The organism is Rhodococcus sp. NPDC057529, assembly GCF_042802055.1.
Taxonomy (GTDB): domain Bacteria; phylum Actinomycetota; class Actinomycetes; order Mycobacteriales; family Mycobacteriaceae; genus Rhodococcus_F.
The window spans coordinates 140841-163276 of record NZ_JBHVEY010000001.1 but is presented as its reverse complement, the minus strand read 5'-3'; the positions used below and the strand labels follow the sequence as shown (position 1 = coordinate 163276).

Annotated in this window: 21 protein-coding genes; 15 read left to right on the top strand and 6 right to left on the bottom strand. The window is 69.2% G+C overall.

What is annotated here, in order from left to right:
- Window positions 1-4 precede the first annotated feature (4 nt).
- The 11 genes from alc (at window position 5) to ACFU5V_RS00720 (ending at window position 11843) form a co-directional block, all read left to right on the top strand.
- Complete coding sequence (gene alc, locus ACFU5V_RS00770; RefSeq protein WP_378434667.1) at window positions 5-1000, top strand: allantoicase; 996 nt, start codon at window positions 5-7, stop codon at window positions 998-1000.
- Window positions 997-1929 (top strand): allantoinase PuuE, encoded by a 933-nt coding sequence (puuE, locus tag ACFU5V_RS00765; RefSeq protein WP_378434669.1) that lies wholly within the window; start codon window positions 997-999, stop codon window positions 1927-1929. The genes alc and puuE overlap by 4 nt, the downstream gene beginning before the upstream one ends.
- A gap of 10 nt (window positions 1930-1939) precedes the next feature.
- A complete protein-coding gene (locus tag ACFU5V_RS00760) occupies window positions 1940-2653 on the top strand; it encodes a GntR family transcriptional regulator (protein WP_378434671.1) in 714 nt (237 codons plus the stop codon).
- A gap of 178 nt (window positions 2654-2831) precedes the next feature.
- Window positions 2832-4373 (top strand): NCS1 family nucleobase:cation symporter-1, encoded by a 1542-nt coding sequence (locus ACFU5V_RS00755; RefSeq protein ID WP_378696047.1) that lies wholly within the window; start codon window positions 2832-2834, stop codon window positions 4371-4373.
- A 10-nt stretch (window positions 4374-4383) separates the two neighbouring features.
- A complete protein-coding gene (locus ACFU5V_RS00750; RefSeq protein ID WP_378696045.1) occupies window positions 4384-5112 on the top strand; it encodes an aspartate/glutamate racemase family protein in 729 nt (242 codons plus the stop codon).
- A gap of 73 nt (window positions 5113-5185) precedes the next feature.
- The gene (gene uraD / locus ACFU5V_RS00745; protein WP_378696043.1) at window positions 5186-5698 is read left to right on the top strand and encodes a 2-oxo-4-hydroxy-4-carboxy-5-ureidoimidazoline decarboxylase; all 513 of its coding nucleotides are present in this window, start codon (window positions 5186-5188) and stop codon (window positions 5696-5698) included.
- Window positions 5698-6027 (top strand): hydroxyisourate hydrolase, encoded by a 330-nt coding sequence (gene uraH, locus ACFU5V_RS00740; protein WP_378696041.1) that lies wholly within the window; start codon window positions 5698-5700, stop codon window positions 6025-6027. Before uraD ends, uraH begins: the two co-directional genes overlap by 1 nt.
- Window positions 6028-6030: 3 nt before the next feature.
- Window positions 6031-6942, top strand: a complete 912-nt coding sequence (pucL, locus tag ACFU5V_RS00735; protein ID WP_378696039.1) for a factor-independent urate hydroxylase — start codon at window positions 6031-6033, stop codon at window positions 6940-6942.
- Window positions 6942-8309 carry an 8-oxoguanine deaminase gene (locus ACFU5V_RS00730; protein WP_378696037.1) on the top strand — a complete coding sequence of 456 codons (1368 nt, stop codon included), beginning with the start codon at window positions 6942-6944 and terminating at the stop codon, window positions 8307-8309. The genes pucL and ACFU5V_RS00730 overlap by 1 nt, the downstream gene beginning before the upstream one ends.
- 4 nt (window positions 8310-8313) lie before the next feature.
- The gene (locus ACFU5V_RS00725; protein ID WP_378696035.1) at window positions 8314-9123 is read left to right on the top strand and encodes an FAD binding domain-containing protein; all 810 of its coding nucleotides are present in this window, start codon (window positions 8314-8316) and stop codon (window positions 9121-9123) included.
- On the top strand, window positions 9120-11843 hold the full coding sequence (locus ACFU5V_RS00720; RefSeq protein WP_378696033.1) for a molybdopterin-dependent oxidoreductase: 2724 nt from the start codon (window positions 9120-9122) through the stop codon (window positions 11841-11843). The genes ACFU5V_RS00725 and ACFU5V_RS00720 overlap by 4 nt, the downstream gene beginning before the upstream one ends.
- Window positions 11844-11864: 21 nt before the next feature.
- Here ACFU5V_RS00720 and ACFU5V_RS00715 read toward each other — a convergent pair whose 3' ends face one another.
- Together ACFU5V_RS00715 and ACFU5V_RS00710 are read right to left on the bottom strand one after the other, a co-directional pair.
- Entirely contained in the window at window positions 11865-12332 is a 468-nt protein-coding gene (locus tag ACFU5V_RS00715; protein WP_378696031.1) for an NUDIX domain-containing protein, read from the bottom strand.
- Window positions 12333-12341: 9 nt separating this feature from the next.
- Window positions 12342-13646, bottom strand: coding sequence for an NAD(P)/FAD-dependent oxidoreductase (locus ACFU5V_RS00710; RefSeq protein ID WP_378431879.1), 1305 nt, complete (start codon window positions 13644-13646; stop codon window positions 12342-12344).
- A 153-nt stretch (window positions 13647-13799) separates the two neighbouring features.
- On the opposite strand from ACFU5V_RS00710, the gene ACFU5V_RS00705 reads away from it, so the two are divergent.
- On the top strand, window positions 13800-14699 hold the full coding sequence (locus ACFU5V_RS00705; RefSeq protein ID WP_378696029.1) for a LysR family transcriptional regulator: 900 nt from the start codon (window positions 13800-13802) through the stop codon (window positions 14697-14699).
- Here the strand turns inward: ACFU5V_RS00705 and ACFU5V_RS00700 are convergent.
- Window positions 14696-15640 (bottom strand): alpha/beta fold hydrolase, encoded by a 945-nt coding sequence (locus tag ACFU5V_RS00700; protein WP_378696027.1) that lies wholly within the window; start codon window positions 15638-15640, stop codon window positions 14696-14698. The genes ACFU5V_RS00705 and ACFU5V_RS00700 overlap by 4 nt on opposite strands.
- 132 nt (window positions 15641-15772) lie before the next feature.
- Here ACFU5V_RS00700 and ACFU5V_RS00695 point away from each other — a divergent pair, with 132 nt between their 5' ends.
- On the top strand, window positions 15773-16354 hold the full coding sequence (locus ACFU5V_RS00695) for an NTP transferase domain-containing protein (protein WP_378696025.1): 582 nt from the start codon (window positions 15773-15775) through the stop codon (window positions 16352-16354).
- On the opposite strand, the gene ACFU5V_RS00690 is transcribed toward ACFU5V_RS00695, so the two are convergent.
- Window positions 16351-17169, bottom strand: a complete 819-nt coding sequence (locus ACFU5V_RS00690; RefSeq protein WP_072939452.1) for an ABC transporter permease — start codon at window positions 17167-17169, stop codon at window positions 16351-16353. The genes ACFU5V_RS00695 and ACFU5V_RS00690 overlap by 4 nt on opposite strands.
- Window positions 17166-18122 carry an ATP-binding cassette domain-containing protein gene (locus tag ACFU5V_RS00685; RefSeq protein WP_378431875.1) on the bottom strand — a complete coding sequence of 319 codons (957 nt, stop codon included), beginning with the start codon at window positions 18120-18122 and terminating at the stop codon, window positions 17166-17168. The genes ACFU5V_RS00690 and ACFU5V_RS00685 overlap by 4 nt, the downstream gene beginning before the upstream one ends.
- A 149-nt stretch (window positions 18123-18271) precedes the next feature.
- On the opposite strand from ACFU5V_RS00685, the gene ACFU5V_RS00680 reads away from it, so the two are divergent.
- Entirely contained in the window at window positions 18272-19912 is a 1641-nt protein-coding gene (locus ACFU5V_RS00680) for a LuxR C-terminal-related transcriptional regulator (RefSeq protein WP_378696023.1), read from the top strand.
- A 109-nt stretch (window positions 19913-20021) separates the two neighbouring features.
- Window positions 20022-21119 (top strand): flavin-containing monooxygenase, encoded by a 1098-nt coding sequence (locus ACFU5V_RS00675; RefSeq protein WP_378696021.1) that lies wholly within the window; start codon window positions 20022-20024, stop codon window positions 21117-21119.
- Here ACFU5V_RS00675 and ACFU5V_RS00670 read toward each other — a convergent pair whose 3' ends face one another.
- Complete coding sequence (locus tag ACFU5V_RS00670) at window positions 21120-22319, bottom strand: PucR family transcriptional regulator (protein ID WP_378696019.1); 1200 nt, start codon at window positions 22317-22319, stop codon at window positions 21120-21122. It lies immediately after the preceding gene.
- Window positions 22320-22436: the final 117 nt, after the last annotated feature.

The following is a 22436-nucleotide window of genomic DNA, read 5'->3' as shown; positions in this document are numbered from 1 at the left end:
ACCCGTGACCCCGAACGCCTTGACCCCGCCCAGCTTCCGGAGTCTGCCGGACCTGGCCGTACGCACACTCGGCGGCGCCGTCGTGTGGGCCAACGACGAGCTGTTCGCCGAGCGGGAGAACCTCATCCGCCCGACGGCCGCCGAGTACCAGCCGGCGACGTTCGGGCACAAGGGTCAGGTGTACGACGGCTGGGAGACCCGCCGGCGCCGGGTGGCGGGCACGGACGAGGCGATCGTCCGGCTCGGGGTTCCCGGTGTGGTGCGCGGCGTCGTGGTCGACACCGCCTGGTTCAAGGGCAACTACCCGCCGGAGATCTCCGTGCAGGCCGCGTCCGTCGACGGCTACCCGTCCTCCGACGAACTGGTCGCCGCCGACTGGACCACGATCGTCGAGCGCAGCCCCGTTCAGGGTGACACCGAGAATCCGTTCGCGGTCGACTCCGGCGCACGGTGGACGCACGTGAAGCTCACGATGCACCCGGACGGCGGTGTCGCCCGGCTCCGCGTGCACGGCGAGGGCCGTCCCGACCCCCGTTTCCTCGATGCGGGCCCCGTCGATCTCGCGGCGCTCGAGAACGGCGCCCGAGTCACGTCCTGTTCCAACATGTTCTACGGGTCGCCGCAGAACATGCTGCTCCCCGGTCTCGCCCGGGTGATGGGCGACGGCTGGGAGACGTCCCGCCGCCGCGACGACGGCAACGACTGGGTCGAGATCCGGCTCGCCGCCCAGGGCACGGTGTCGCTGGCCGAACTCGACACGTCCTACTTCCTCGGCAATGCCCCCGGTGAGGCGAGCCTCCTCGGCCGGGACGGCGACGGCGAGTGGACGGAACTGCTCCCGCGGACGCGCCTGCAGCCCGACACGAGGCACCGCTTCGTCATCGACAGCGACCGGCCCGTCACGGAGGCCCGGCTCGACATCTTCCCGGACGGCGGCATGGCGCGGTTGCGGTTGTGGGGTTCCCTGACCGACGCGGGTCGGGCAGGGTTGACGGCATGACTCACGGTTTCGATGACAGCTATCCCCGTGACCTGGTCGGATACGGGCCGCACCCGCCCGATCCGCAGTGGCCGGGCGGCGCGAAGATCGCTGTCCAGTTCGTCCTCAACTACGAGGAGGGCGCCGAGAACAATGTCCTCCACGGCGACGACGCGTCGGAGACGTTCCTGTCCGAGATGGTCGGTGCGCAACCGTTCCCGAACCGGCACATGAGCATGGAATCGATCTACGAGTACGGTTCCCGCGCCGGGTTGTGGCGGGTGCTGCGGGCGTTCGAACGGCGCGGACTGCCGCTCACGATCTTCGCGGTGGCCAAGGCCATGCAGCGGAACCCGGAGGCCGTCAGCGCGTTTCGCGAACTCGGCCACGAGATCGCCTGCCACGGCCTGTGGTGGAAGTCGTACCAGCTGTCCGACGAGGACGCCGAACGCAGGGACCTGGCGGAGGCCGTGGAGATCCTGCGGGACCTCACCGGTGAGGCGCCGCTGGGCTGGTACACCGGCCGCGACTCCCCGCTCACCCGGAAGCTGGTGGTCGAGCACGGCGGCTTCGAGTACGACTCCGACTCGTACGCCGACGACCTGCCGTACTGGGTGAAGGTCGACGCCCCCGGGAAGGGCCTCGTCGACCATCTGGTGGTGCCGTACACCCTCGACACCAACGACATGCGGTTCGCCTCGCCCGGCGGTTTCCCGAGCGGCGAACAGTTCTTCGCGCACCTGCGGGACGCCTTCGACGTCCTGTACGCGGAGGGCACGGCCGGGGCGCCGAAGATGCTGTCCGTGGGTCTGCACTGCCGCATCGTCGGCAGGCCCGCCCGCACCGCGGCGCTGGAGCGTTTCCTCGACCACGTGCAGTCCCACGACGACGTGTGGGTCGCCCGCCGCATCGACATCGCCCGCCACTGGCGCACCGTCCACCCGGCCTGAGGACGGCCCGATGCCCCCACGAAGACCGTCTGTGCTGGTCGCGAACCTGGCCAACCGGGATCCCGGCAGCTCGCAGACCGTGATCCTGGAGGAACTGCGCCGGGTGATCCTCAGCGGCGGCGCCCCGCCGGGCACCCCGATTCCGGTGGACGAGGTGGCCGAGCACTTCGGTGTCAGCCGCATCCCGATCCGGGAGTCGCTGAAGACGCTGATCGGTGAGGGTCTCGTCGATCACCGGGCCAACGCCGGATACACCGTCGCCCGGCTGACCGTCGACGAACTCGAGGAGCTCTACCTGGTGCGGGGCGTCCTCGAGTCGGCGGCGCACTCGGTGGCCATCACCCTGGCCGACGAGGCCGACGACACGAGGGCCCGGGAGACGTACGCGGCGCTCGACCGCTCGGTTCTCGAGGACGACCTGACCGCGTACCACCGGGAGAGCCGCAACTTCCACCTCGCCCTGGCGTCGCCGTGCCGGATGCAGCGGCTGCTGCACATGTTCGAGGCGGCGTGGAACATCACCGAGCCGGTGCAGCCGATGTCGCAGGTCGACACCCCGGAGCGGCTGCGGCTGCACCTCGGACACCGCGACATGCTCGCGGCGTTCCTCGCCCGGGACGCCGCCGCGCTGAAGGCGGCCACCGATCGGCACAACGAACAACTCGACACGGTGATCGCGGCCCTGCCCACGGACACCGGAATCTTCCGGGACACGCCCGGGTAGGCCGGGCGGCAAGATATATTCTCGGCCCGACCGGGCGCCCGCGAGAATATATCTTCGCCGTCACAGTCAGGAAATATCCGAAAACTACTTTTGCTCCCAGCGCTTCGGTGGTGTGCTTTTCACCGAGGCACCCTCACGTCGAAGCAGTCGTCTCCGGACTGCACCAGGGAGCAAAACGATGACTCAGACAGCGCCCTCCTCCTCCGAAGGGGAAACCGTCCCCGGTGCACACCTGGCCGGCGCCGGGCTGATCAAACCCGGCTACCACCCTCGACTGACCAACGACGACCTCGCGCCGCTGAAGACCCAGTCGTGGTCGTCGTACAACATCTTCGCGTTCTGGATGTCCGACGTGCACAGCGTCGGCGGGTACGTCACCGCGGGCAGCCTGTTCGCGCTCGGGCTGACCAGCTGGCAGGTCCTCGTCGCCCTGGTGGTCGGCATCGCGATCGTCAACGTGTTCGCGAACCTGGTGGCCAAGCCCAGCCAGGTCACCGGTGTCCCCTATCCGGTCATGTGCCGCAGCGCCTTCGGCGTCCTGGGGGCGAACGTCCCGGCCGTCATCCGCGGACTCATCGCGGTGGCCTGGTACGGAATCCAGACCTACCTGGCGTCACACGCGTTCGTGATCCTCGGTCTGAAGATCTGGCCGGGCCTGGCGCCCTGGGCGGACGTGCACGAGCACGGATTCCTCGGACTGTCGGCGCTCGGCTGGGCCGGCTTCATGACGATGTGGGTGCTGCAGGCGCTGGTCTTCTGGCGCGGCATGGAAAGCATCCGCAAGTTCATCGACTTCTGCGGCCCCGCCGTCTACGTCGTGATGTTGATGCTCGCCATCTATCTGATCAGCGAGGCCGGCTGGTCGAACATCAGCCTGAACCTCGGCGAGGTGAACTACACCGGCTGGTCGGCCGTTCCCGTGGTGCTGGGCGCGATCGCCCTTGTCGTGTCGTACTTCTCGGGCCCGATGCTCAACTTCGGCGACTTCTCCCGGTACGGAAAGACGTTCGCCGCGGTCAAGCGCGGCAACTTCCTCGGCCTCCCGGTGAACTTCCTGTTCTTCTCGATCCTCACCGTCGTCACCGCGTCGGCGACGCTGCCCGTGTACGGCCGCCTGATCACCGATCCGGTCGAGACGGTCGCGCAGATGGACAACCTGTTCGCCGTCGTCCTCGGCCTGCTCACCTTCATCGTCGCCACCATCGGCATCAACATCGTCGCCAACTTCGTGTCCCCGGCCTTCGACTTCTCGCACGTCAGCCCGCAGCGCATCAGCTGGCGCACGGGCGGAATGATCGCCGCCGTCGGATCGGTCCTGATCACCCCGTGGAACCTGTACAACAACCCGGAGGTGATCCACTACACGCTCGAGACACTCGGCGCCTTCATCGGGCCGCTGTTCGGAATCCTCATCGCGGACTACTACCTGGTGCGCAGGCAGCGGATCGTCCTCGACGACATGTTCACCATGTCGCACGACGGAACATACTGGTACAAGAAGGGTTACAACCCGGCCGCGATCATCTCCACCGTCGTCGGCGCACTCGTCGCGATGGTTCCCGTGATCCTCAAGGCCCAGCCGTTCGGACTCGACGTGTGGGGCATGGCCGGCGCCGCCCAGTACTCGTGGTTCCTGGGCATGGGCATCGGATTCCTCTGCTATTTCGCGCTGTCCACCGGCGCGCGTCGTGCGCACCGCACGGCCCCGGCCGAGGTGTAGGTCGAGGAACGTGCACATCACGATCGTCAATCCCAACACCACCCGGGCGATGACCGACAAGATCGGCGACTGCGCCCGCTCCGTCGCCGGGCCCGGGACGCTCGTCGAGGCGGTGAGCCCGCGGATGGGCCCCGCCTCGATCGAGAGTCATTACGACGAAGCACTCAGTGTCCCCGGGCTTCTCGAGGAGATCGCGCGCGGCGAGGAGGCCGGCGTGGACGGGTACGTGATCGCCTGCTTCGGCGACCCGGGCCTCGACGCGGCCCGGGAACTGGCCTCCGGCCCCGTGCTCGGCATCGCCGAGGCCGCCATGCACACCGCGAGCTTCCTCGGCCGCGGGTTCAGCGTCGTCACCACACTCGGACGCACCCGGGGACGGGCGTGGGAACTCGCCGAACGGTATGGCATGCAACGCTTCTGCCTCGGGGTGCACGCGTGCGAGATCGCGGTCCTCGACCTCGACCGCGACCCGGACGCGGTGAAGGTGATCACCGAGGCCTGCCGCGTCGCCCTCGACCGGGACGGTTCGGACGCGATCGTGCTGGGCTGCGCGGGCATGGCGGACCTGTGCGCCGTCATCTCGGCGGAACTCGGCGTGCCGGTGGTCGACGGCGTGGCAGCCGCGACCCTCATGGTGCAGTCCCTCGTCACGCTCGGTCTGCGGACCGGCGCGCGCGGCGAGTTCGCAGCTCCCCTGCCCAAGAAGTACACCGGACTGCTCGAGGGCTTCGGCCGCTGACCCCGAATGGCTGCGCCCTGTGCGCCATAGTGGTAGCCAGAGGTACCGAAAAGGCGCAGAGCGAGGAGCCGTCATGACCGAACCGCCCGGCCTGATCGCGTTCAACGCACTGAGCGACGCGCGGGCCGCCGACCTGCTGGTGCAGTGCTGCGCGTCGACGGTGTGGGCGCAGCGGGTGGCCGCCGGGCGGCCGTTCCCGTCCGCCGACGCGCTGCACACCGCCGCCGACGACGTCCTGGCCGACCTGACCGAGTCCGAGATCGACGCGGCCCTGGCCGGTCATCCGCGGATCGGCGACCGCGCGGACAACCCGTCGTCGGCGCGCGAACAGTCGGCGGTCGCGTCCGCCGACGACGACGTCCGCGCGCGCCTGCGGTCGGGCAACGAGGAGTACGAGCAGAAATTCGGGCACGTCTACCTGGTGTGCGCGTCCGGTCGGTCGGCGCAGGAACTACTCGACGTGCTGCACGCGCGTCTCGGCAACGACGCCGCGACGGAACGCACGATCCTGCGGACCGAGCTGGCCGCCATCAACCGGTTGCGCCTGGAACGCCTTCTCGGCGAGATCGGAGACACGGTCCCCTGATGTCCAAGATCCTGAGCACCCACGTACTGGACGCCACCGACGGCGCACCCGCAACGGGGGTGCAGGTGCAACTGGTGAACTCGGCCGGCGACGTCCTCGCGAGCGCGACGACCGATTCGGACGGCCGCATCGCCGAGATCGCGCCGGACGGTCTGACCGCAGCCACCTATTCGCTGGTCTTCGCCACCGGCGACTACTTCGCCGCCCGCGGCCGGGAGACGTTCTACCCGGAGGTGACCGTCACGTTCGTCCTCGACGACCCGCAGCGGGGGTATCACGTCCCGTTGCTGTTGTCCCCGTTCGCCTATTCCACCTACCGCGGGAGCTGAAGAATGACCGACCTCACCGGCGCCATCGTCCTGGGCGAGCACCAGTACGGCAAGGCCGAGAACCGCATCGTGCGGATCTACCGCGACACCCCGCGGCACGAAATCCGGGACGTGAGCGTGTCGACGTGTCTGCGCGGCGACTTCTCGGCCGCGCACCTCGCCGGCGACCAGAGTTCGGTGCTGCCCACCGACACCCAGAAGCAGACGGCGTACTCCTACGCGAAGGAGAAGGGACTCGACTCCATCGAGGAGTACGGGCTCACGCTGGCACGGCACTTCGTGGACGACGTGGCCCCGGTCGTGGGTGCCCGCATCGAGATCGAGGAGTACGCGTGGCAGCGCGCGGTGGTCGACGGGGCGGAACACGACCACACCTGGGTGCGCAAGGGCGAGGAGGTACGCACCGCGGCGATCACCGTCGACGCCGACGGCACGTGGGTGGTCGGCGGGCTGAAGGATCTGGTGATCCTCAAGTCCACGGGCAGCGAATTCTTCGGATTCCTGAAGGACGAGTACACGATCCTCGAGGAGACCCACGACCGGGTGATGGCGACGTCGCTGGTCGTGCAGTGGCGGTTCGTCACCACCGACGTGGACTGGAACAGCGTCTACGCCGGCATCAAGGAGCAGATCGTCGCGACGTTCGCGACCGTCCATTCGCTCGCCCTGCAGCAGACGCTGTACGAGATCGGCAAGGCGATCCTGGAGCGCTACCCCGTGCTCGCGGAGGTGCGGCTGTCCGCGCCGAACAAGCACCACTTCGCCCACGACCTCGCGCGTTTCGGCGTGGAGAACGACAACGAGGTCTTCCACGCCGCCGACCGCCCGTACGGCCTGATCCAGGCCACGGTGCAGCGTTCCGACGCCCCGGACGCCGGGCCCGCGTGGTCCGCGTACGCGGGGTGGCTCAGCTGATGTCCGACGTCCCCGGCACGGTCGTCGTCGCCGGTGCGTACGTCGCCACGGTCGACACGTCGGGCACCGAGCATCCCGACGGCTACGTCGTCGTCCGGGGCAACCGCATCGTCGACGTCGGTGCCGGTCCCGCGCCGGAGATCGAGGGGGCACGGGTCGTCGACGGACGCGGCTGCCTGCTGACACCCGGACTGGTGAACACCCACCACCACCTGTATCAGTGGATCACCCGCGGGCTCGCCGCCGACGACAACCTGTTCGACTGGCTGACCACCCTCTACCCGATCTGGGCGGGCGTCGACGCCGACGCCGTCCGGACCGCGGCCACCGGCGGTCTCGCCTGGCTGGCGAAACACGGGTGCACGACCACCACCGACCACCATTACGTCGTGCCCCGCAACGGCGGCGACGTGTTCGGCGCCGAGATCGAGGCCGCGCGGACCGTCGGTCTGCGGTTCCACCCCAGCCGGGGGTCGATGGACCTCGGCCGCAGCCGGGGCGGGTTGCCACCAGACTCCGTGGTGGAGCGTCTCGACGACATCCTCACGGGCACCCAGGACGTCGTCGACCGCTGGCACGACCCTTCGCCCGACTCGATGCTGCGGGTCGCCGTGGCGCCCTGCTCCCCGTTCTCCGTCACCGCCGACCTGCTGACCGAGGCCGCGGCCCTCGCCCGGTCCGCCGGGGTGCGACTGCACACCCATCTCGCGGAAACCGTTGACGAGCAGGACTTCTGCCTCGACCGCTTCGGCTGCACCCCGGTGCAGTACCTGGAGCGACTCGGCTGGGTGGGCCCCGACGTCTGGTACGCCCACGCCGTCCACCTCGACGACGTCGCGATCACGACCCTGACCGGCACCGGCACGGGTGTCGCACACTGCCCCACGTCCAACGCCCGCCTCGGCGCCGGGATCGCCCGGGCCCGGGACCTCCACGCGGCCGGGGTCCCGCTGGGGCTCGGTGTCGACGGCGCCGCCAGCAACGAGGCGTGCAACATGCTCGAGGAGGCCCGCCACGCCGTGCTGTTCGCCCGGGCCCGCGGCGGCCCGCGCGAGATGACGGTGCGCACCGCGCTGGAACTCGCCACGATCGGCGGGGCCCGGGTGCTCGGCCGGGACGACGAACTCGGCTCCCTCGAACCCGGCAAACTGGCCGATCTCGCGCTGTGGCGGATCGACACCCTCGCGCATTCCGGCATCACCGACCCGGTGGCGGCGCTCGCCCTCGGGGCCACCGCGCCGCTGGAGTTGCTTCTGGTGAACGGGCGCGCCGTCGTCGAGCGTGGAAGAGTGATCACCGTGAACGAGGACGACGTCGCCGCGGAGGTCGAGCAGGCCCACCGGGCCCTGGTGCGCAAGGCGGGGTGAGACCATGGATCTGTCGTTCGTGACGGAGATCTCGGCGCCGCGCAGCCGGGACGACCTGCCCGCGCCGGAACCCGGAACGGCGTACCTGGCGGGCGGCACCTGGCTGTATTCGGAGCCGCAACCAACGGTCACCCGGCTGGTCGACCTGGCCACCCTCGACTGGCCTGCGATCACCGTCCACGACGACGGACTCGAACTCGCCGCGACGTGCACCATCGAGAACCTCTGCAATGCACCGCTTCCCGCCGAGTGGTCGGCGAAGAACCTGTTCCGGCCGTGCGCCGAGTCGCTGGTCGCGTCGTGGAAGATCTGGCACACCGCGACCGTCGGCGGCAACCTCGCGCTGGCGCTGCCGGCCGGTGCGATGATCACGCTGTGCTGCGCGCTGGACGCCGAACTCCTGATCTGGACGCCCGACGGCGGCGAACGCCGGGTTCCGGTGGACCGGTTCGTCACCGAGGCCGGCCGCACGACGCTGGAGCCCAGTGAACTGATCCGCAGCATCCACCTCCCCGCCGCCGCTTTGCGAGGCCGCACGTCGCTGCGGAAGATCGCGTACTCGCCGCTCGGACGGTCCGGCGCCCTGCTCGCCGGGCGCGCCGGCGCGGAGGGATTCACGCTGACCGTCACCGCGTCGACCGTCCGCCCGTTCGTCCTGCGCCTCCCCGTCGTGCCCGGCGTCGACGAGTTGAGTTCCCTTCTGGCCGAACGGATCTCCCCCGACGACTACCTGACGGATGCGCACGGCGCCGCGGACTGGCGTCGCCACGTCACGGGCGTCCTCGCCGAGGAGATCCGGAGGGAGCTGGAATGAAGTTGACGGTCGACGGTCAGCCGGTGGACGCCGACGCACGGCCCGGTCAGTGCCTGCGCACCTTCCTGCGGGAACAGCAGCGGTTCGCGGTCAAGAAGGGCTGCGACGCCGGGGATTGCGGCGCCTGTTCCGTGCTGCTCGACGGCGCCGCGGTGCACTCCTGCGTGGTGCCGGCGCATCGCGCGGAGAACCGCGAGGTCACCACCGCCGCCGGTCTCGGCGGTCCCGGCCAACTCCATCCCGTGCAACAGCAGTTCGTCGACGCGGCGGGATTCCAGTGCGGGTTCTGCACACCAGGGATGGTGGTGACCGCGTCCGCGCTCGACGCCGCGCAACGCGCCGACCTGCCGCGCGCGCTGAAGGGAAATCTGTGCCGCTGCACCGGTTATCGCTCCGTCCGCGACGCTGTCGGCGGCGTGTGCACCACCGAATCGGACAGTGCCGGTGCGTCGTTCGGACGATCGATTCCCGCACCCGCGGCCACCCGGGTGGTGTGCGGCGCCGAACCGTACACGCTCGACCTGGCCGTCGACGGTCTGGCGCACATCCAGATCCTCGGCAGCCCGCACCCGCACGCCCGCATCACCCGCCTCGACACGTCTGCCGCGGAGCGACTGCCCGGCGTCCACGCGGTGCTCACCCACCGCGACAGTCCGGGCGTGGCCTTCTCCACCGCGCGTCACGAGTTCCGCACCGACGACCCCGACGACACCTACGTGTTCGACACGATCCTCCGGTTCCGCGGGCAGCGCGTCGCCGCCGTCGTCGCGGACTCGGTCGACATCGCCCGGCGCGCACTGCAGTTGATCGAGGTGGAGTACGAGGTCCTCGAGCCGGTCTTCGACCCCGACCTGGCGCGCCGCCCGGGTGCACCCCTGCTGCACGGCGACAAGGGCGCCGAGTCCCGGATCGCGGACCCGGCCCGGAATCTGGTGGCCGAGGTCCACGGCGAGACCGGCGACCTCGCCGCCGGGCTCGCGGCGGCGCGGGACACGGGCGCGGTGGTGGAGGGCACGTGGCAGACCCAGCGCGTGCAGCACACGCATCTCGAAACCCACTCGGCCATCGGCTGGCTCGACGCCGACGGCCGGCTCACCCTCCGCAGCAGCACCCAGGTGCCCTTCCTCGTCCGAGACGAACTCGCTCACCTGTTCTCGCTCGACCGCGCGCAGGTCCGGGTGTTCACGGCCCGCGTCGGGGGCGGTTTCGGCGCGAAGCAGGAGATGCTGGTGGAGGACCTCGTCGCCCTCGCCGTGCTGCGCACCGGCCGACCGGTACAGTACGAGTTCACCCGGTCCGACCAGTTCACGATCGCCCCGTGCCGCCATCCCATGCGGGTGTCGGTGAAGGTCGGTGCCGACGGCGACGGCAAGCTGACGGCACTCGCCGTCGACGTGCTGTCGGATGCCGGTGCGTACGGCAATCATTCGGTGGGGGTGATGTTCCACGGTTGCAGCGAATCCGTTGCGCTGTACCGGTCGCCGAACAAGCGGGTGGACGCCCAGGCCGTCTACACCAACAACCTGCCGTCCGGGGCGTTCCGCGGCTACGGACTGGGGCAGATCATCTTCGCGGTGGAGTCCGCGCTCGACCAGCTGGCCGCGGAGCTGGGAATCGATCCATTCGAGTTGCGTCGTCGCAACGTGGTCGTCCCGGGTGACGACTTCGTCGATTTCGAAGTCGAAACCGGCGACCTCACGTACGGCAGTTACGGGCTCGACCAATGCCTCGACCTGGCGGAGGCCGCACTGCGCCGCGGCAACGACGCGCTTCCGCCGGACGGGCCGCAGTGGCGGGTCGGCGAGGGCATGGCGGCGTCCATGATCGCGACCATCCCGCCGCGGGGGCACTTCGCGGACGTGTCCTGCACCCTCGTCGAGGGCAGCCGGTACGAACTGCGGGTGGGCACAGCCGAGTTCGGGAACGGCACCACCACCGTGCACGCGCAGCTCGCCGCGTCCGCGCTCGGCACCACCGCCGACCGGATCACCGTGATCCAATCCGACACCGACGTCGCCGGGCACGACACCGGAGCGTTCGGTTCGGCAGGCACGGTCGTCGCCGGGAAGGCGGTACATCTCGCGGGAACCCGGCTGCGGGAGCAGCTGTTCGAGGTCGCCCGCCGCGTCGCCGGCGCCGCCGAGGACAGCGACTGCGCGCTCACACCCGACGCGGTCGTGGTTGCGGGGCGGACCGTCGAACTCGACAAGCTGGTGCCCGAGGGACCACTCCGGGCCGAGGGCCACCACGACGGCACCCCGCGGTCGGTGGTGTTCAACGTGCACGCCTTCCGGGTCGCGGTCGACACCGTCACCGGGGAGGTCCGGATCCTGCAGTCCATCCAGGCGGCGGACGCCGGCACGGTCCTCAACCCGCAGCAGTGCCGCGGGCAGGTCGAGGGCGGCGTGGCGCAGGCCATCGGCAGCGCGCTGTACGAGGAGATCCTGCTCGACGGCGCCGGGACCGTGCTCAACCCGCAGCTGCGGAACTATCACATCCCGCAGCTCGTGGACGTGCCGGACACCGAGGTCTACTTCGCGGACACCTACGACGAGCTGGGCCCGCACGGCGCCAAGTCGATGAGCGAGTCCCCGTACAACCCGGTCGCCCCGGCCCTGGCCAACGCCATCGCGGACGCCACCGGCGCCCGCCTTCGGCGGCTCCCGATGACCCCCGCCGCCGTCTGGCGTGCGGCTTCGCCGCCTGTGAGCACTTATTAACGTCGGGCGGTTAACAAGTACTCACGGGCGGCGGAGCCGCAGCAATGCCTGGACGATCGGACGCTGACCCTTGACCAGCTTCGTCTCGGCGACATCCGACGGGAACCAGCGGGCGTCGTCGACCTCGGGGAACTGCTGAATCTTCCCCGACCGCGGCGGCCATTCCAGGTCGAACGTGTTGCTCTCGACGAAGGCGACGTCTTCGCTCACCTCCGCCGCGTAGACGGTGATCACCTTGCGTGAGGGCTGCCGGAATTCGCCGAGCAACTCGTACTCGACCGCGGGCGGCGGTGCCCCGATCTCTTCCTCGTACTCGCGCAGCGCGGCCGCGAACGGATCCTCGCCGGCGACGTATTCGCCCTTGGGGATCGACCACGCGGCCTCGTCCTTGCGCGCCCAGAACGGGCCGCCCATGTGCACGATCCACAACTGGAGCACTCCCGCATCGTCTGTGCGATACAGGAGTACTCCAGCGCTGGTGACGGTCATGGAACCACGTTAGGCCGCGGCGTCCTCTCGCTGGTCGCTCAACTCGATCGTTTCGATCTCCTGGGCGTAGTGGAAGTGCGGGCGGCGGTGTCCGAGGAACGAACCGCACCACGACATCACCGCGACGTACCGGTTGCGGAATCCGACCAGGTAGACGAGGTGCACGGCGAGCCACAGGAACCAGGCGAGCACACCGGTCAGCTCGACCTTGCCGACGCGGGTGATCGCGCGGAACCGGTTGATGATCGCCATGCTGCCCTTGTCGCGGTACGTGAACGGCGTGCCGAGGGCGCGTTTCCCGGTGATGATGGCCGCGACGTGCCGTCCACCCTGCATCGCGAACGGCGACTGCGCGGGCAGATTGTTCAGCGACGCCATGTCGCCGATCGCGTAGACGTCGTCGTAGCGGCCCACCGTGAGGTCGTCGTCGACGAGCAGACGGCCACCGCGCCCGGTCTCGCAGCCGGTCCGGTCCGCGAGCACAGCCGCGAAGTCGTTGGCCTGGATGCCCGCCGACCAGATGATCGTGTCGGCCGTGAGCCGCTTCTCGAAGCCGGTGCTCGGCGACGACAGCGTGGCGCCGTGTTCGTCGATGTCGGTGACCATCGTGCCGAGAACCACCTCGACACCCGCCTTCTCCAGCGAGTCCTGCGTGTACTTGCTGAGCTTGCCGCCGAAGACGGGCAGCGTCTCGTTCGCACCCTCGACGAGCGTGACGGTGACATCTTCGGACGTGATGTCGCGAAGCGACTTCTCGAAGTAACGGCCCGCCAGTTCCTTGATCTGACCTGCCAGTTCGACACCGGTCGGGCCCGCACCGATGACGATGAAGTGCAGCAGGTCGCGGCGACGCTCCGGGTCGGAGGTGGTGTGCGCCTCCTCGAAGCAGCGGACGATCTGCCTGCGCAGCCGGTCGGCGTCGGCGACGGTCTTGAGCGCGTACGTGACCTCGGCGAACTCGTCGCGACCGAAGTAGGCCTGCCGGGCGCCCGTCGCGGCGATGAGGCTGTCGTATCCGATGGTGTGGCGGATGCTGCCGGCCTCGTAGACGACCTCTTTCTTGTCCGGGTCGACGTCGACGACGCGGCCGAGCCGGACGTCGCCGCTCGGGTACTTGGCGAGGATCGCGCGGATGGACGGAGCGATCTCGCCGGGCGAGATGACACCGGTGGCGACCTGGTACAGAAGGGGCTGGAACAGATGCTCGGTGGTCTCGGAGATCAGCACGAACGGCGTGCCTGCCTTGCCGAGCTTCTTCGCCGCCGCGAGTGCGCCGAATCCCGATCCCACGATGACGACCTGTGTGCGATCCACCGAAACCTCCTACTGCTTCTGGCGTCTACTTAGCGCCGCGTATGAGCTCCACATTAGGGATCGACCCGTGTTAATCGCCAGTAAGCTGGGGAAATCGAAATTGTGTTATCTCGATTGCTCATAAGTCTTCCCCGAAGGACGTAACCTCAGGTCATGGAGTTCCGACAGCTTCGCTACTTCCTCGCGGTCGGCGAGGAGGGCAGTTTCTCGCGCGCGGCACAGCGCTGCTTCATCTCCCAGTCGGCGATCAGCCATCAGATCGCCAAACTCGAACAGGAGTTGGGCACCACCCTGCTGGAACGCTCGACGCGCGCCACCCGGCTCACCGCTGCGGGCGAACGACTCATGCCCATCGCCGCCGAGATGATGGGCCTCGAGGCCCGCGCTCTGTCGGTGGGACTCGACCCGCGCAACCGGCTCCGCATCAGCGCGAGCATGAGCTTCGCGACCCAGAGCCTCGAGGCGATATCGGCTGTCCGCGAAGACTTCCCACAGCTCGACATCGAGTTCGTCATCAAGGATTTCACCGACCGGATGACCGCGGTCGCGTCGGGCGACGCCGACCTCGCACTCATCCGCGGCGGCGTCGACCGGCCCGGGCTCGAAACCGTGGAATTCGGGCTCGAAGACCTGGTCATCGTGACGTCGAGCAAACACCCGCTGGCCGGGGTCTCGACCGTCGACCTCAGCGAACTGGCGCCGTACCCGCTGCTACTGCCGCCCCGCAGTAGTCAGATCCTGATCCACAACGTGGTCGAGGACGCATTCCGGCAGGTCGGGCAGCGGGTCATGCTCGGACCGTCGATCCCCAGCGACCACACGGCCACACTCGACGTCCTCACCACCCCGCGGTCGTGGACGGTGCTGTACGCCGACACCGCCGACGCGACGCCCCGGCGGGGGCTGAGCTTCCTGCGCGAGGCGCACGATCGGCTGCGCATCCCGGTGTGCGGGGTCGTCCGGAGCGGAACCGCGACGCGGCCCGAACTGACGCACCTGTTCCGTGCGCTCGCGCAGTCGATCGCCGGGACCGGCGGAGCGTCCGACACCTAGACGTCGATCAGCCCGTGCCTGTCGACCCACGTCAGCACGCGGTCGAGCATCGTGTCGGGGACCTCGAGCTGCGGAGTGTGCCCCACGTCCGCGAGAATCACGCTGTCCCACCGCGGATTCGCGGTCGCCACCTTGCGGGCCGCCGCAACCGGGACCAGCCGGTCACGGTCGCCGTGGAGCAGCAGAACGGGCTGCGCGAGCGACTGCATGGCATCGAGATATCGCCGCGGACGCGCCAGCACACGCATCAGTGAGCGGCTGGCCTGAAGGAACGCAGCGTCCTCGGACGGCAGTGCGCGGCGATAGCCCACCAGCGCCGTTGCGGCGTCCAGGGAATCCTCCGACGCCCGGCTCGGATCGGCGAAGCACAGGTCGATCGTGCGCTCGACCAACTGCCGGTCCGTCATCTTCCGGCTCGAATACTGCAGGAACCGCTCGCCCACGAACGGGGTGAAGTACATCGCGAACTGTGCGGCGACCCGCGGGTCCGGAATCCGTTGCGCGACAGGCAGTGCGGGGTCGACCAGGACCAGCGCCGAGACGGTCTCCGGGTGCGCCGCCGCCTCGAACAGCGAGATCATGCCGCCCATCGAGTTGCCCATCAGGATCACGGGACGACCGACGACGTCACGCAGGAAGCGGTGCAGCACCTTCGCGTTGGCGCCGACCCCAGTGCGGCGTCGTCCGGACGGGCTGAGCCCGAACCCGGGAAGATCGACGGTGAGCACGCGGGTGCGCTCGGCGAGAACCGGTGCGATCCGCACCCAGTTCAAATGCGAGCCGCCGAGCCCGTGGACCATGACCACCGGAGGGAACTCGGTCTCCTCGCCGTATTCGACCCAGTGCACGGGACCGTCGAGGTCGACGACGCTGCCCGCGCCGCCCCACCGCTGCGCGAACTCCTGCTGGGCAGGTTCGCCGACTCTGTTCGGATCCACCATGCGTCCGTCCGTTCCGATTGGGCGTGCCGTCTGTTGGGCGTGCCGTCTGTTGGGCCTGCCGAGGCCACCGGCCAGTCTACGACCGCACCGTCGTATGTTTGAGCGCATGCAGCGTTGGACGGTGAGAGTTCGATGACGATCGGGGGCGTGCTGCTCGCGGCCGGGGCCGGTTCGCGCATGGGCATGCCGAAGGCGCTCGTCGTCGGCGCGGACGGGGAACCGTGGCTGGCGCGCGGTGTCCGGGTGCTGTCGGAGGCCGGATGCGCGCCGACCGTCGTGGTGCTCGGTGCCCGCGCCGACGAGGCCCGGCAGCTCCTGCCGGGCGGGGTCCCCGTCACCGTCGGGATCGCGGACGACTGGCAGTCGGGGCTGTCCGCGTCCCTGCGGCGGGGGCTGGAGGTCGCGGATGCGTTCGACGACGTCGATGCCGTCGTCATCACCCTCGTCGACCTCCCCGACCTCGGCGTCGACGCCGTCCGGCGGGTGGCTTCGGTTCCGCCCGGCGACGCCCGGTCGGCGCTGCGCCAGGCTCACTACGGCGGACGCCCGGGGCACCCAGTTCTGATCGGCCGGGACCATTGGCTCCCGTTGCGGCGCAGCCTCACCGGGGACTCCGGTGCACGAAAGTACCTTGCGGCACACGGCGCCGAGGCGGTCGACTGCTCCGATCTGGGCTCGGGACGCGACGTCGATTCGCCGCGCGAACTCCACTAGCGGCTGACCGCCTTCTTGTACCGCCGGATGGCAAATGGCACGAAGATCACCAACAGGACCGCCGACCACAAAAGTGATGCGATGACCGGGTGCTGCAACGGCCAGGCGTCGGGAACGGTCATGGCCGGGTTGGTGTTTCCGAACAGTTCCCGCACGGCCTGTGTCACCGCGGACACCGGGTTCCATTCGGCGATCACCTTGAGCGGGCCGGGCAGGTTGGTGGTCTCGACGAACGTGTTCGCGATGAACGACAGCGGGAAGATGACGATGAAACTGGCGTTGTTGAACACTTCCGGGGTGCGGATCCAGAGCCCGACCACCGCCATCACCCACGACAGGGCGTAGGCGAACAACAGCAGGAGCAGGTAGCCGAGGACCGCTTCGCCGAGACTCGAGTGGATGCGCCACCCGATGATCAGACCGGTCAGCGACATCACGACGAGGCTGACGATGTTGATCAGGACGTCGGTGGACGTGCGGCCGAGGAGGACGGCGGACGGGGCCATCGGCAGCGACCGGAATCGGTCGATGATCCCCTTCTGCAGATCCTCGACCATCCCGAGGCCCGTCCAGGTGGCCCCGAAGATGACCGTCTGCGTGAAGATCCCGGCGATCAGGAATTCCCGGTAGGACATCCCGGGAACCTGGATCGCGCTACCGAAGACGTACGCGAACAGCAGCACGAACATGATCGGCGACAACGTGGTGAACACGATGAGGTCGGGGACGCGTTTGATCTTGATCATGTTTCGTTTGGCGATCGTGAGCCCGTCCGCGAGCGCGGTGTGCACGGACGCCGTCTGTGGGGCGCTCATGAGATGTGCTCCTCTTCGGCTTCGTGTCCGGTCAGGGTGAGGAAGACGTCGTCCAGGGTGGGCCTGCGGAGTCCGACGTCGAAGACTTTCACTCCTCTGTTGGAGAGTCGGCCCAGCGCCTCGACGAGGGCGTCGGCACCGCCGGTCACCGGCACCGTCACCCGGCGGACGTTCTCTTCCAGCAGGATGTCGCCTGCGGCGAGCGGGGCCAGTTCGTCGCGCACGACGGACAGGTCGACGCCCTCACGGACGCTCAACTCGATGCGCTCACCGCCCACGCGGTCCTTCAATTCGTCGGCGGTTCCGCGGGCGATGACGGAGCCGTGGTCGATCACCGCGATCTGGTCGGCGAGGCGCTCGGCCTCCTCCATGTATTGGGTGGTCAGGAGCAGGGTGGTGCCCCGGGCGACCAGATTGTCGATGACGTCCCACAGTGCCAGCCGGGCGCGGGGGTCGAGCCCGGTGGTCGGTTCGTCCAGGAACAGCACCTCCGGCTCGGCCACCAGCGCGCCGGCGAGGTCGAGACGCCGGCGCATGCCGCCCGAGTACCCCTTGACGGGGCGATCTCCCGCCTCGACGAGGTCGAACTGGTCGAGCAGTTCGCGGGCTCGCGCCTTACTGCGTTTGGCCCCGAGGTGGTAGAGCCGACCGACCATCTCCAGGTTCTCGAAGCCGGTGAGGTACTCGTCGACGGCCGCGTACTGTCCCGACGCGCCGATCCGGGACCGGAGCACCCGCGCGTCGTGGACGACGTCGAGACCGGCGACCTGCGCGCGGCCGGCGTCCGGGACGAGGAGGGTGGTGAAGACCCGCACCGCCGTCGTCTTGCCTGCGCCGTTCGGGCCGAGCAGCGCCATCACCGTTCCCGAGGGGACCGCGAGGTCGACCCCGTCCAGCGCTGTGACCTTGCCGTACTTCTTGACCAGACCCTCTGCCGTTATCGCATCGACCATCAGAAGTTCCCATCCGTTGGCGTGTCGACCCAGTGTGACTCGAGGCACCGACAGGTGCAGCGGAATATTCGACGTTCCGGGCAGGCACTGTGCGGCGGTAGTCTGAAATTCGAGCAGGTCAGCGCGCAGATCTTCGGCAGGAGACCATGATGTCGGATGCGGCGTCGGAACTCCGGACGGGCCGTGCGGCCTTCGAGCGGCGAGACTGGCGCGACACCTACACCCGCCTGTCGAGCGCCGATCGGCAGGACCCGCTGCCGGGTGCCGACCTCGAACTGCTCGCCACCGCCGCCTACCTGCTCGGTGAGGACGACGCCAGCACCGGATGGTGGGAGCGGGCGGTGCACGAGTGGACCCGCACGGGTCGACCGGTGCGCTCGGCGCGGTGCGCGTTCTGGCTCTCGTTCGGCCTGCTCATGCGGGGCGAGCACGCCCGCGGCGGCGGTTGGCTGGGCAAGGCCCAGCGACTTCTGGACACCGCGGGCGTGGACTGCGCGGAGCGCGGCTACCTGCTGGTGCCGCAGGGGCTGCGCCGGATCGACGACGGCGACGGCACCGCGGCCCGGGACATCTTCCGCACGGTGACGGACGTGGGCATCCGGTTCGCCGACCCGGATCTGACGACGCTCGGGGTGCTGGGCACCGGCCATTCGCTCGTCCTGCTGGGGCACGTCGCGGAGGCGGTGTCCGCGTTCGACGAGGCGATGGTCGGGGTGACGTCCGACAACGTCTCCCCGGTGGTCGCGGGGATCGTGTACTGCGCCGTGATCGAGCAGTGCCAGAACATCTGCGACCTCCGGCGGTCGAGGGAATGGACTGTGGCGCTGGAGGAATGGTGCTCTTCGCAACCCGGCCTCGTCCCCTACCGCGGCCAGTGCCTCGTCCACCGTGCCGAGATCCTGCAACTGCAGGGCGAGTGGCCGACGGCGATGGACTCGGCGCGGCGGGCGCACGAACGACTCGCCTCGCAACCCGCGGCCGGGTCCGCCGCCTACGTGATGGCCGACCTCCACCGCCTGCGCGGCGAGGTCGCCCAGGCCGAGAAGTTGTTCCTGGAGGCGAACCGCTTGGGCAGGCGCCCGCAACCCGGACTCGCACTGCTGCGGATGGCGCAGGGGCGGGTCGGCAGCGCGGCCGCGTCGATCCGCTGCGCGCTGGACGAAGCCACCGGCGCCGTGGAACGCGCCCGGCTGCTGCCCGCGTGCGTGGAGATCCTGCTCGCCTCGGGCGACGTCCCGGCGGCGAGATCTGCCGCGGACGAACTCGACGCGACGGCAACCCGATTCGCGATTCCCTATCTGTGCGCCCTGGCCGCGCAGGCGTCGGGATCGGTACTGCACGCCGAGGGACGGGGCAGCGACGCGCTGACCGTTCTGCGCGACGCGTGGCGGCGCTGGCAGGAGATCGGCGCGCCCTACGAGTGCGCGCGGGTCCGGGAGTCGGTCGCGCTGGTGTGCCGCGACCTCGGCGACGACGACACCGCGGAGATGGAGCACGACCTCGCGTCCGCCACGTACCGGCAACTGGGCGCGCTCCCCGACCTCGAGCGACTGCGGGCGGAGTTCCGTCCCGGCCCCGCGGACTCCGCTCCGCTGACCCCGCGTGAAGTGTGCGTGCTCCGCCTCGTCGCGGCGGGCAAGAGCAACCGGGCGGTGGCGACGGAACTGTTCCTCAGCGAGAAGACGGTCGCGCGGCACCTGAGCAACATCTTCGTCAAGCTCGGAATCTCGTCGCGGTCGGCGGCCACGGCCTATGCCTACGAGCATCATCTCGTCGGCCCGGCTGCATGAAAGTACCCATACGGTCGTACGTATCTGCGCCTTTCTCCCGACGCGCCGGGATCGGCCCCGCTCCTAGCGTTGAGCACAACCACCGAACGCCGAGGGAAGAAGGCACCCGATGTCCACAGAACGTTTCGACACGATCGTGATCGGTGCCGGGCAGGCCGGTCTCGCCACCGGCTACCACCTCACAAGGCGCGGGCAGCAGTTCGTGATCCTCGACGCCCACGACCGCGTCGGGGACGTGTGGCGGGAACGGTTCGACTCGCTGCGGCTCTACAGTCCCGCCCGGTACGACGGCCTGCCCGGCTGGGGAATCCCGGCCCCCGCGTGGTCCTGGCCGGGGAAGGACGAGATCGCCGACTACTTCGAGGCCTACGCGGAGCGGTTCGCGCTGCCGGTCCGGACCGGCGTCACCGTGGACGGACTGTCCCGTCTCGGCGACCGCTACGTCGTCACCGCCGGAACGGACCGATTCGAGGCCGGCAACGTCGTCGTCGCGTCCGGCACCTGGCAGACCCCGGTCGTCCCCGACCTCGCCGACCGCCTCGACCCCCGGATCCGGCAACTGCATTCCAGCGACTACCGCAATCCCTCCCAACTGCAGGACGGGCCGGTGCTGGTGGTCGGGTGCAGCCACTCCGGCGCGGACATCGCCCTGGAGGCGTCGCGTTCGCATCACACCACGATCTGCGGTCCCGTCCGCGGTGAGGTGCCGTTCGACCTCGAGGGCCGCGCCGCGCACGTCGCCATCCCGATTCTGTGGTTCATGGCGAATCACGTTCTGACCGAACGCACCCCCGTCGGCCGGAAGATGCGCGCCCACGTCCGCTCGGGCGGCGGCCCACTGCTCCGGGTCAAGCGCGCCGACCTGGCCGCGGCTCGTGTGGAGCACTTCCCGGCGAAGGTCACCGACGTGCGCGACGGCAATCCGATCCTGGACGACGGCACCGCTCTCGACGTCCGCAACGTGATCTGGTGCACCGGGTTCCGCAAGGACACGACGTGGATCCAGATCCCCGTCACCGGTGCGGACGGGTGGCCCGAGCAGTCCCGCGGAGTCTCACCCGACCATCCCGGACTGTATTTCGTCGGTCTGCCGTTCCTGCAGGCCTTCGCGTCGATGCTCACCGGCGGGGTGGGCCGCGACGCCGCCTACGTCGCAAAACACATCGCGAAGCGCGTGGTCGTACGGTCGCCGCGGGCTGTGGCCTGACTACGCCTCGGAGGCTCGCGGCCGGCGGCGGTCGATCTCGAACGCCAGGCACAACTCGGCCACGTCCCGCGGTCGCGAGAGAGACCTGCCGGTCCGCTCCTCGATCCGGCGCAGGCGGTGACGCACCGTGTTGGGGTGGCAGAAGATGGCGGTCGCGGTGTCGTTCGCCGAACCGCCGGTGTCGAGCCAGGCCTCGAAGGTGGTCACCAGGATCTGACGCTCCGCGTCCGGCAGATCGTCGAGCGGACCGAGAATGGACGTCCGGATGCGAGCCATCGTGTCCGGTGCGCTCGCCGCGGCGAAGGCGAGCGGGGAATCGTCGAACAGCGCGACCAGTGACTCCGACGAGGGTTCACCCGCGATGGCCAGCCGGGCGAGACGCAGCCCCTCACTCGTCTCGGCGAGGTCGTCGAAGCGCGGGCTGATCCCGACGCGCGACGACGCGACGCCCTCGAGCACCTGGACGACGGCATCGAGCACCGCAGGCGCCCGAAGGTAGACGATCCCGACCTGCAGGTCGGGAAGCAGCCGCCACGCCGAGCGAATGTCGCGCACGTCCAGTTTGCTCGCGATCTCGGGGAGCCCCAGACGTCCGATCTCCGGGACCTCAGCTGCTACAACCACATAGGGACCCGAGGTGGGCAACCGGAGACTGTCGGCGATCTCCCACAGATTGTGCCGGTCGGTGATCCGCCGGAACAGGAGCGCTTCCACCAATGCGGACCGCTCCTCCTCGTGGCTGAGGATCTGAATGGTGAGCTGCTTTCGGTAGGCGGTGGCCATGGCCTGGGTGAAGGTGTCCTGGGCGAGCAGGATCTGCGACGTCGCAGCGAGGATCGAGTCGATCGACAGGTCGCCGTTTCGGCGCGCGTGCGCGATCGTCGTCTCCCACATGAATCTGAACCCCACGCGGTACGCGTCCATGACCGCCGGTAACGGCACACCGGCGCGGGCCCGCGCGGTACCGGTCTCTGCCGCCGCGGGAAAGTCCGAGTCGGCCTCACCGGACAGTTGCCGGAAGACGAAAGCAATGTTGGCGGTGCAACTTTGCCGGAGCTCGTCCTTCGTGACGACGGCATTCGAACCGTAGAACTCGATCTGCACGCAGATCAGTTCGGCGAGCTGCGCACCCAGTTCGTCGGCGTGAACGAGCATCACCTTGCCCAGTGCTGCGACTGAGGGATCGGGGGACGCAGCCATACCGGACACGATAGTCGGCCGGAACACGCACTGTGGCCGGGAACATCCTGGAGGCCGTCATGTTGTTTCCGCCACCATCGCCCTTCCGCGCGGGTGAGGTCACGATGGATGCAATCG

Bases quoted from the DNA above. Each gene is read 5' to 3' on its own strand.
- ACFU5V_RS00670 (WP_378696019.1), bottom strand. From the start codon at position 22,319: ATGGCTGCGTCCCCCGATCCCTCAGTCGCAGCACTGGGCAAGGTGATG.
- ACFU5V_RS00695 (WP_378696025.1), top strand. From the start codon at position 15,773: ATGACGATCGGGGGCGTGCTGCTCGCGGCCGGGGCCGGTTCGCGCATG.
- ACFU5V_RS00685 (WP_378431875.1), bottom strand. From the start codon at position 18,122: ATGGTCGATGCGATAACGGCAGAGGGTCTGGTCAAGAAGTACGGCAAG.
- ACFU5V_RS00700 (WP_378696027.1), bottom strand. From the start codon at position 15,640: ATGGTGGATCCGAACAGAGTCGGCGAACCTGCCCAGCAGGAGTTCGCG.
- ACFU5V_RS00680 (WP_378696023.1), top strand. From the start codon at position 18,272: ATGTCGGATGCGGCGTCGGAACTCCGGACGGGCCGTGCGGCCTTCGAG.
- pucL (WP_378696039.1), top strand. From the start codon at position 6,031: ATGACCGACCTCACCGGCGCCATCGTCCTGGGCGAGCACCAGTACGGC.
- ACFU5V_RS00720 (WP_378696033.1), top strand. From the start codon at position 9,120: ATGAAGTTGACGGTCGACGGTCAGCCGGTGGACGCCGACGCACGGCCC.
- ACFU5V_RS00760 (WP_378434671.1), top strand. From the start codon at position 1,940: ATGCCCCCACGAAGACCGTCTGTGCTGGTCGCGAACCTGGCCAACCGG.
- ACFU5V_RS00705 (WP_378696029.1), top strand. From the start codon at position 13,800: ATGGAGTTCCGACAGCTTCGCTACTTCCTCGCGGTCGGCGAGGAGGGC.
- ACFU5V_RS00690 (WP_072939452.1), bottom strand. From the start codon at position 17,169: ATGAGCGCCCCACAGACGGCGTCCGTGCACACCGCGCTCGCGGACGGG.
- ACFU5V_RS00730 (WP_378696037.1), top strand. From the start codon at position 6,942: ATGTCCGACGTCCCCGGCACGGTCGTCGTCGCCGGTGCGTACGTCGCC.
- ACFU5V_RS00675 (WP_378696021.1), top strand. From the start codon at position 20,022: ATGTCCACAGAACGTTTCGACACGATCGTGATCGGTGCCGGGCAGGCC.
- ACFU5V_RS00715 (WP_378696031.1), bottom strand. From the start codon at position 12,332: ATGACCGTCACCAGCGCTGGAGTACTCCTGTATCGCACAGACGATGCG.
- uraD (WP_378696043.1), top strand. From the start codon at position 5,186: ATGACCGAACCGCCCGGCCTGATCGCGTTCAACGCACTGAGCGACGCG.
- ACFU5V_RS00725 (WP_378696035.1), top strand. From the start codon at position 8,314: ATGGATCTGTCGTTCGTGACGGAGATCTCGGCGCCGCGCAGCCGGGAC.
- uraH (WP_378696041.1), top strand. From the start codon at position 5,698: ATGTCCAAGATCCTGAGCACCCACGTACTGGACGCCACCGACGGCGCA.
- puuE (WP_378434669.1), top strand. From the start codon at position 997: ATGACTCACGGTTTCGATGACAGCTATCCCCGTGACCTGGTCGGATAC.
- ACFU5V_RS00755 (WP_378696047.1), top strand. From the start codon at position 2,832: ATGACTCAGACAGCGCCCTCCTCCTCCGAAGGGGAAACCGTCCCCGGT.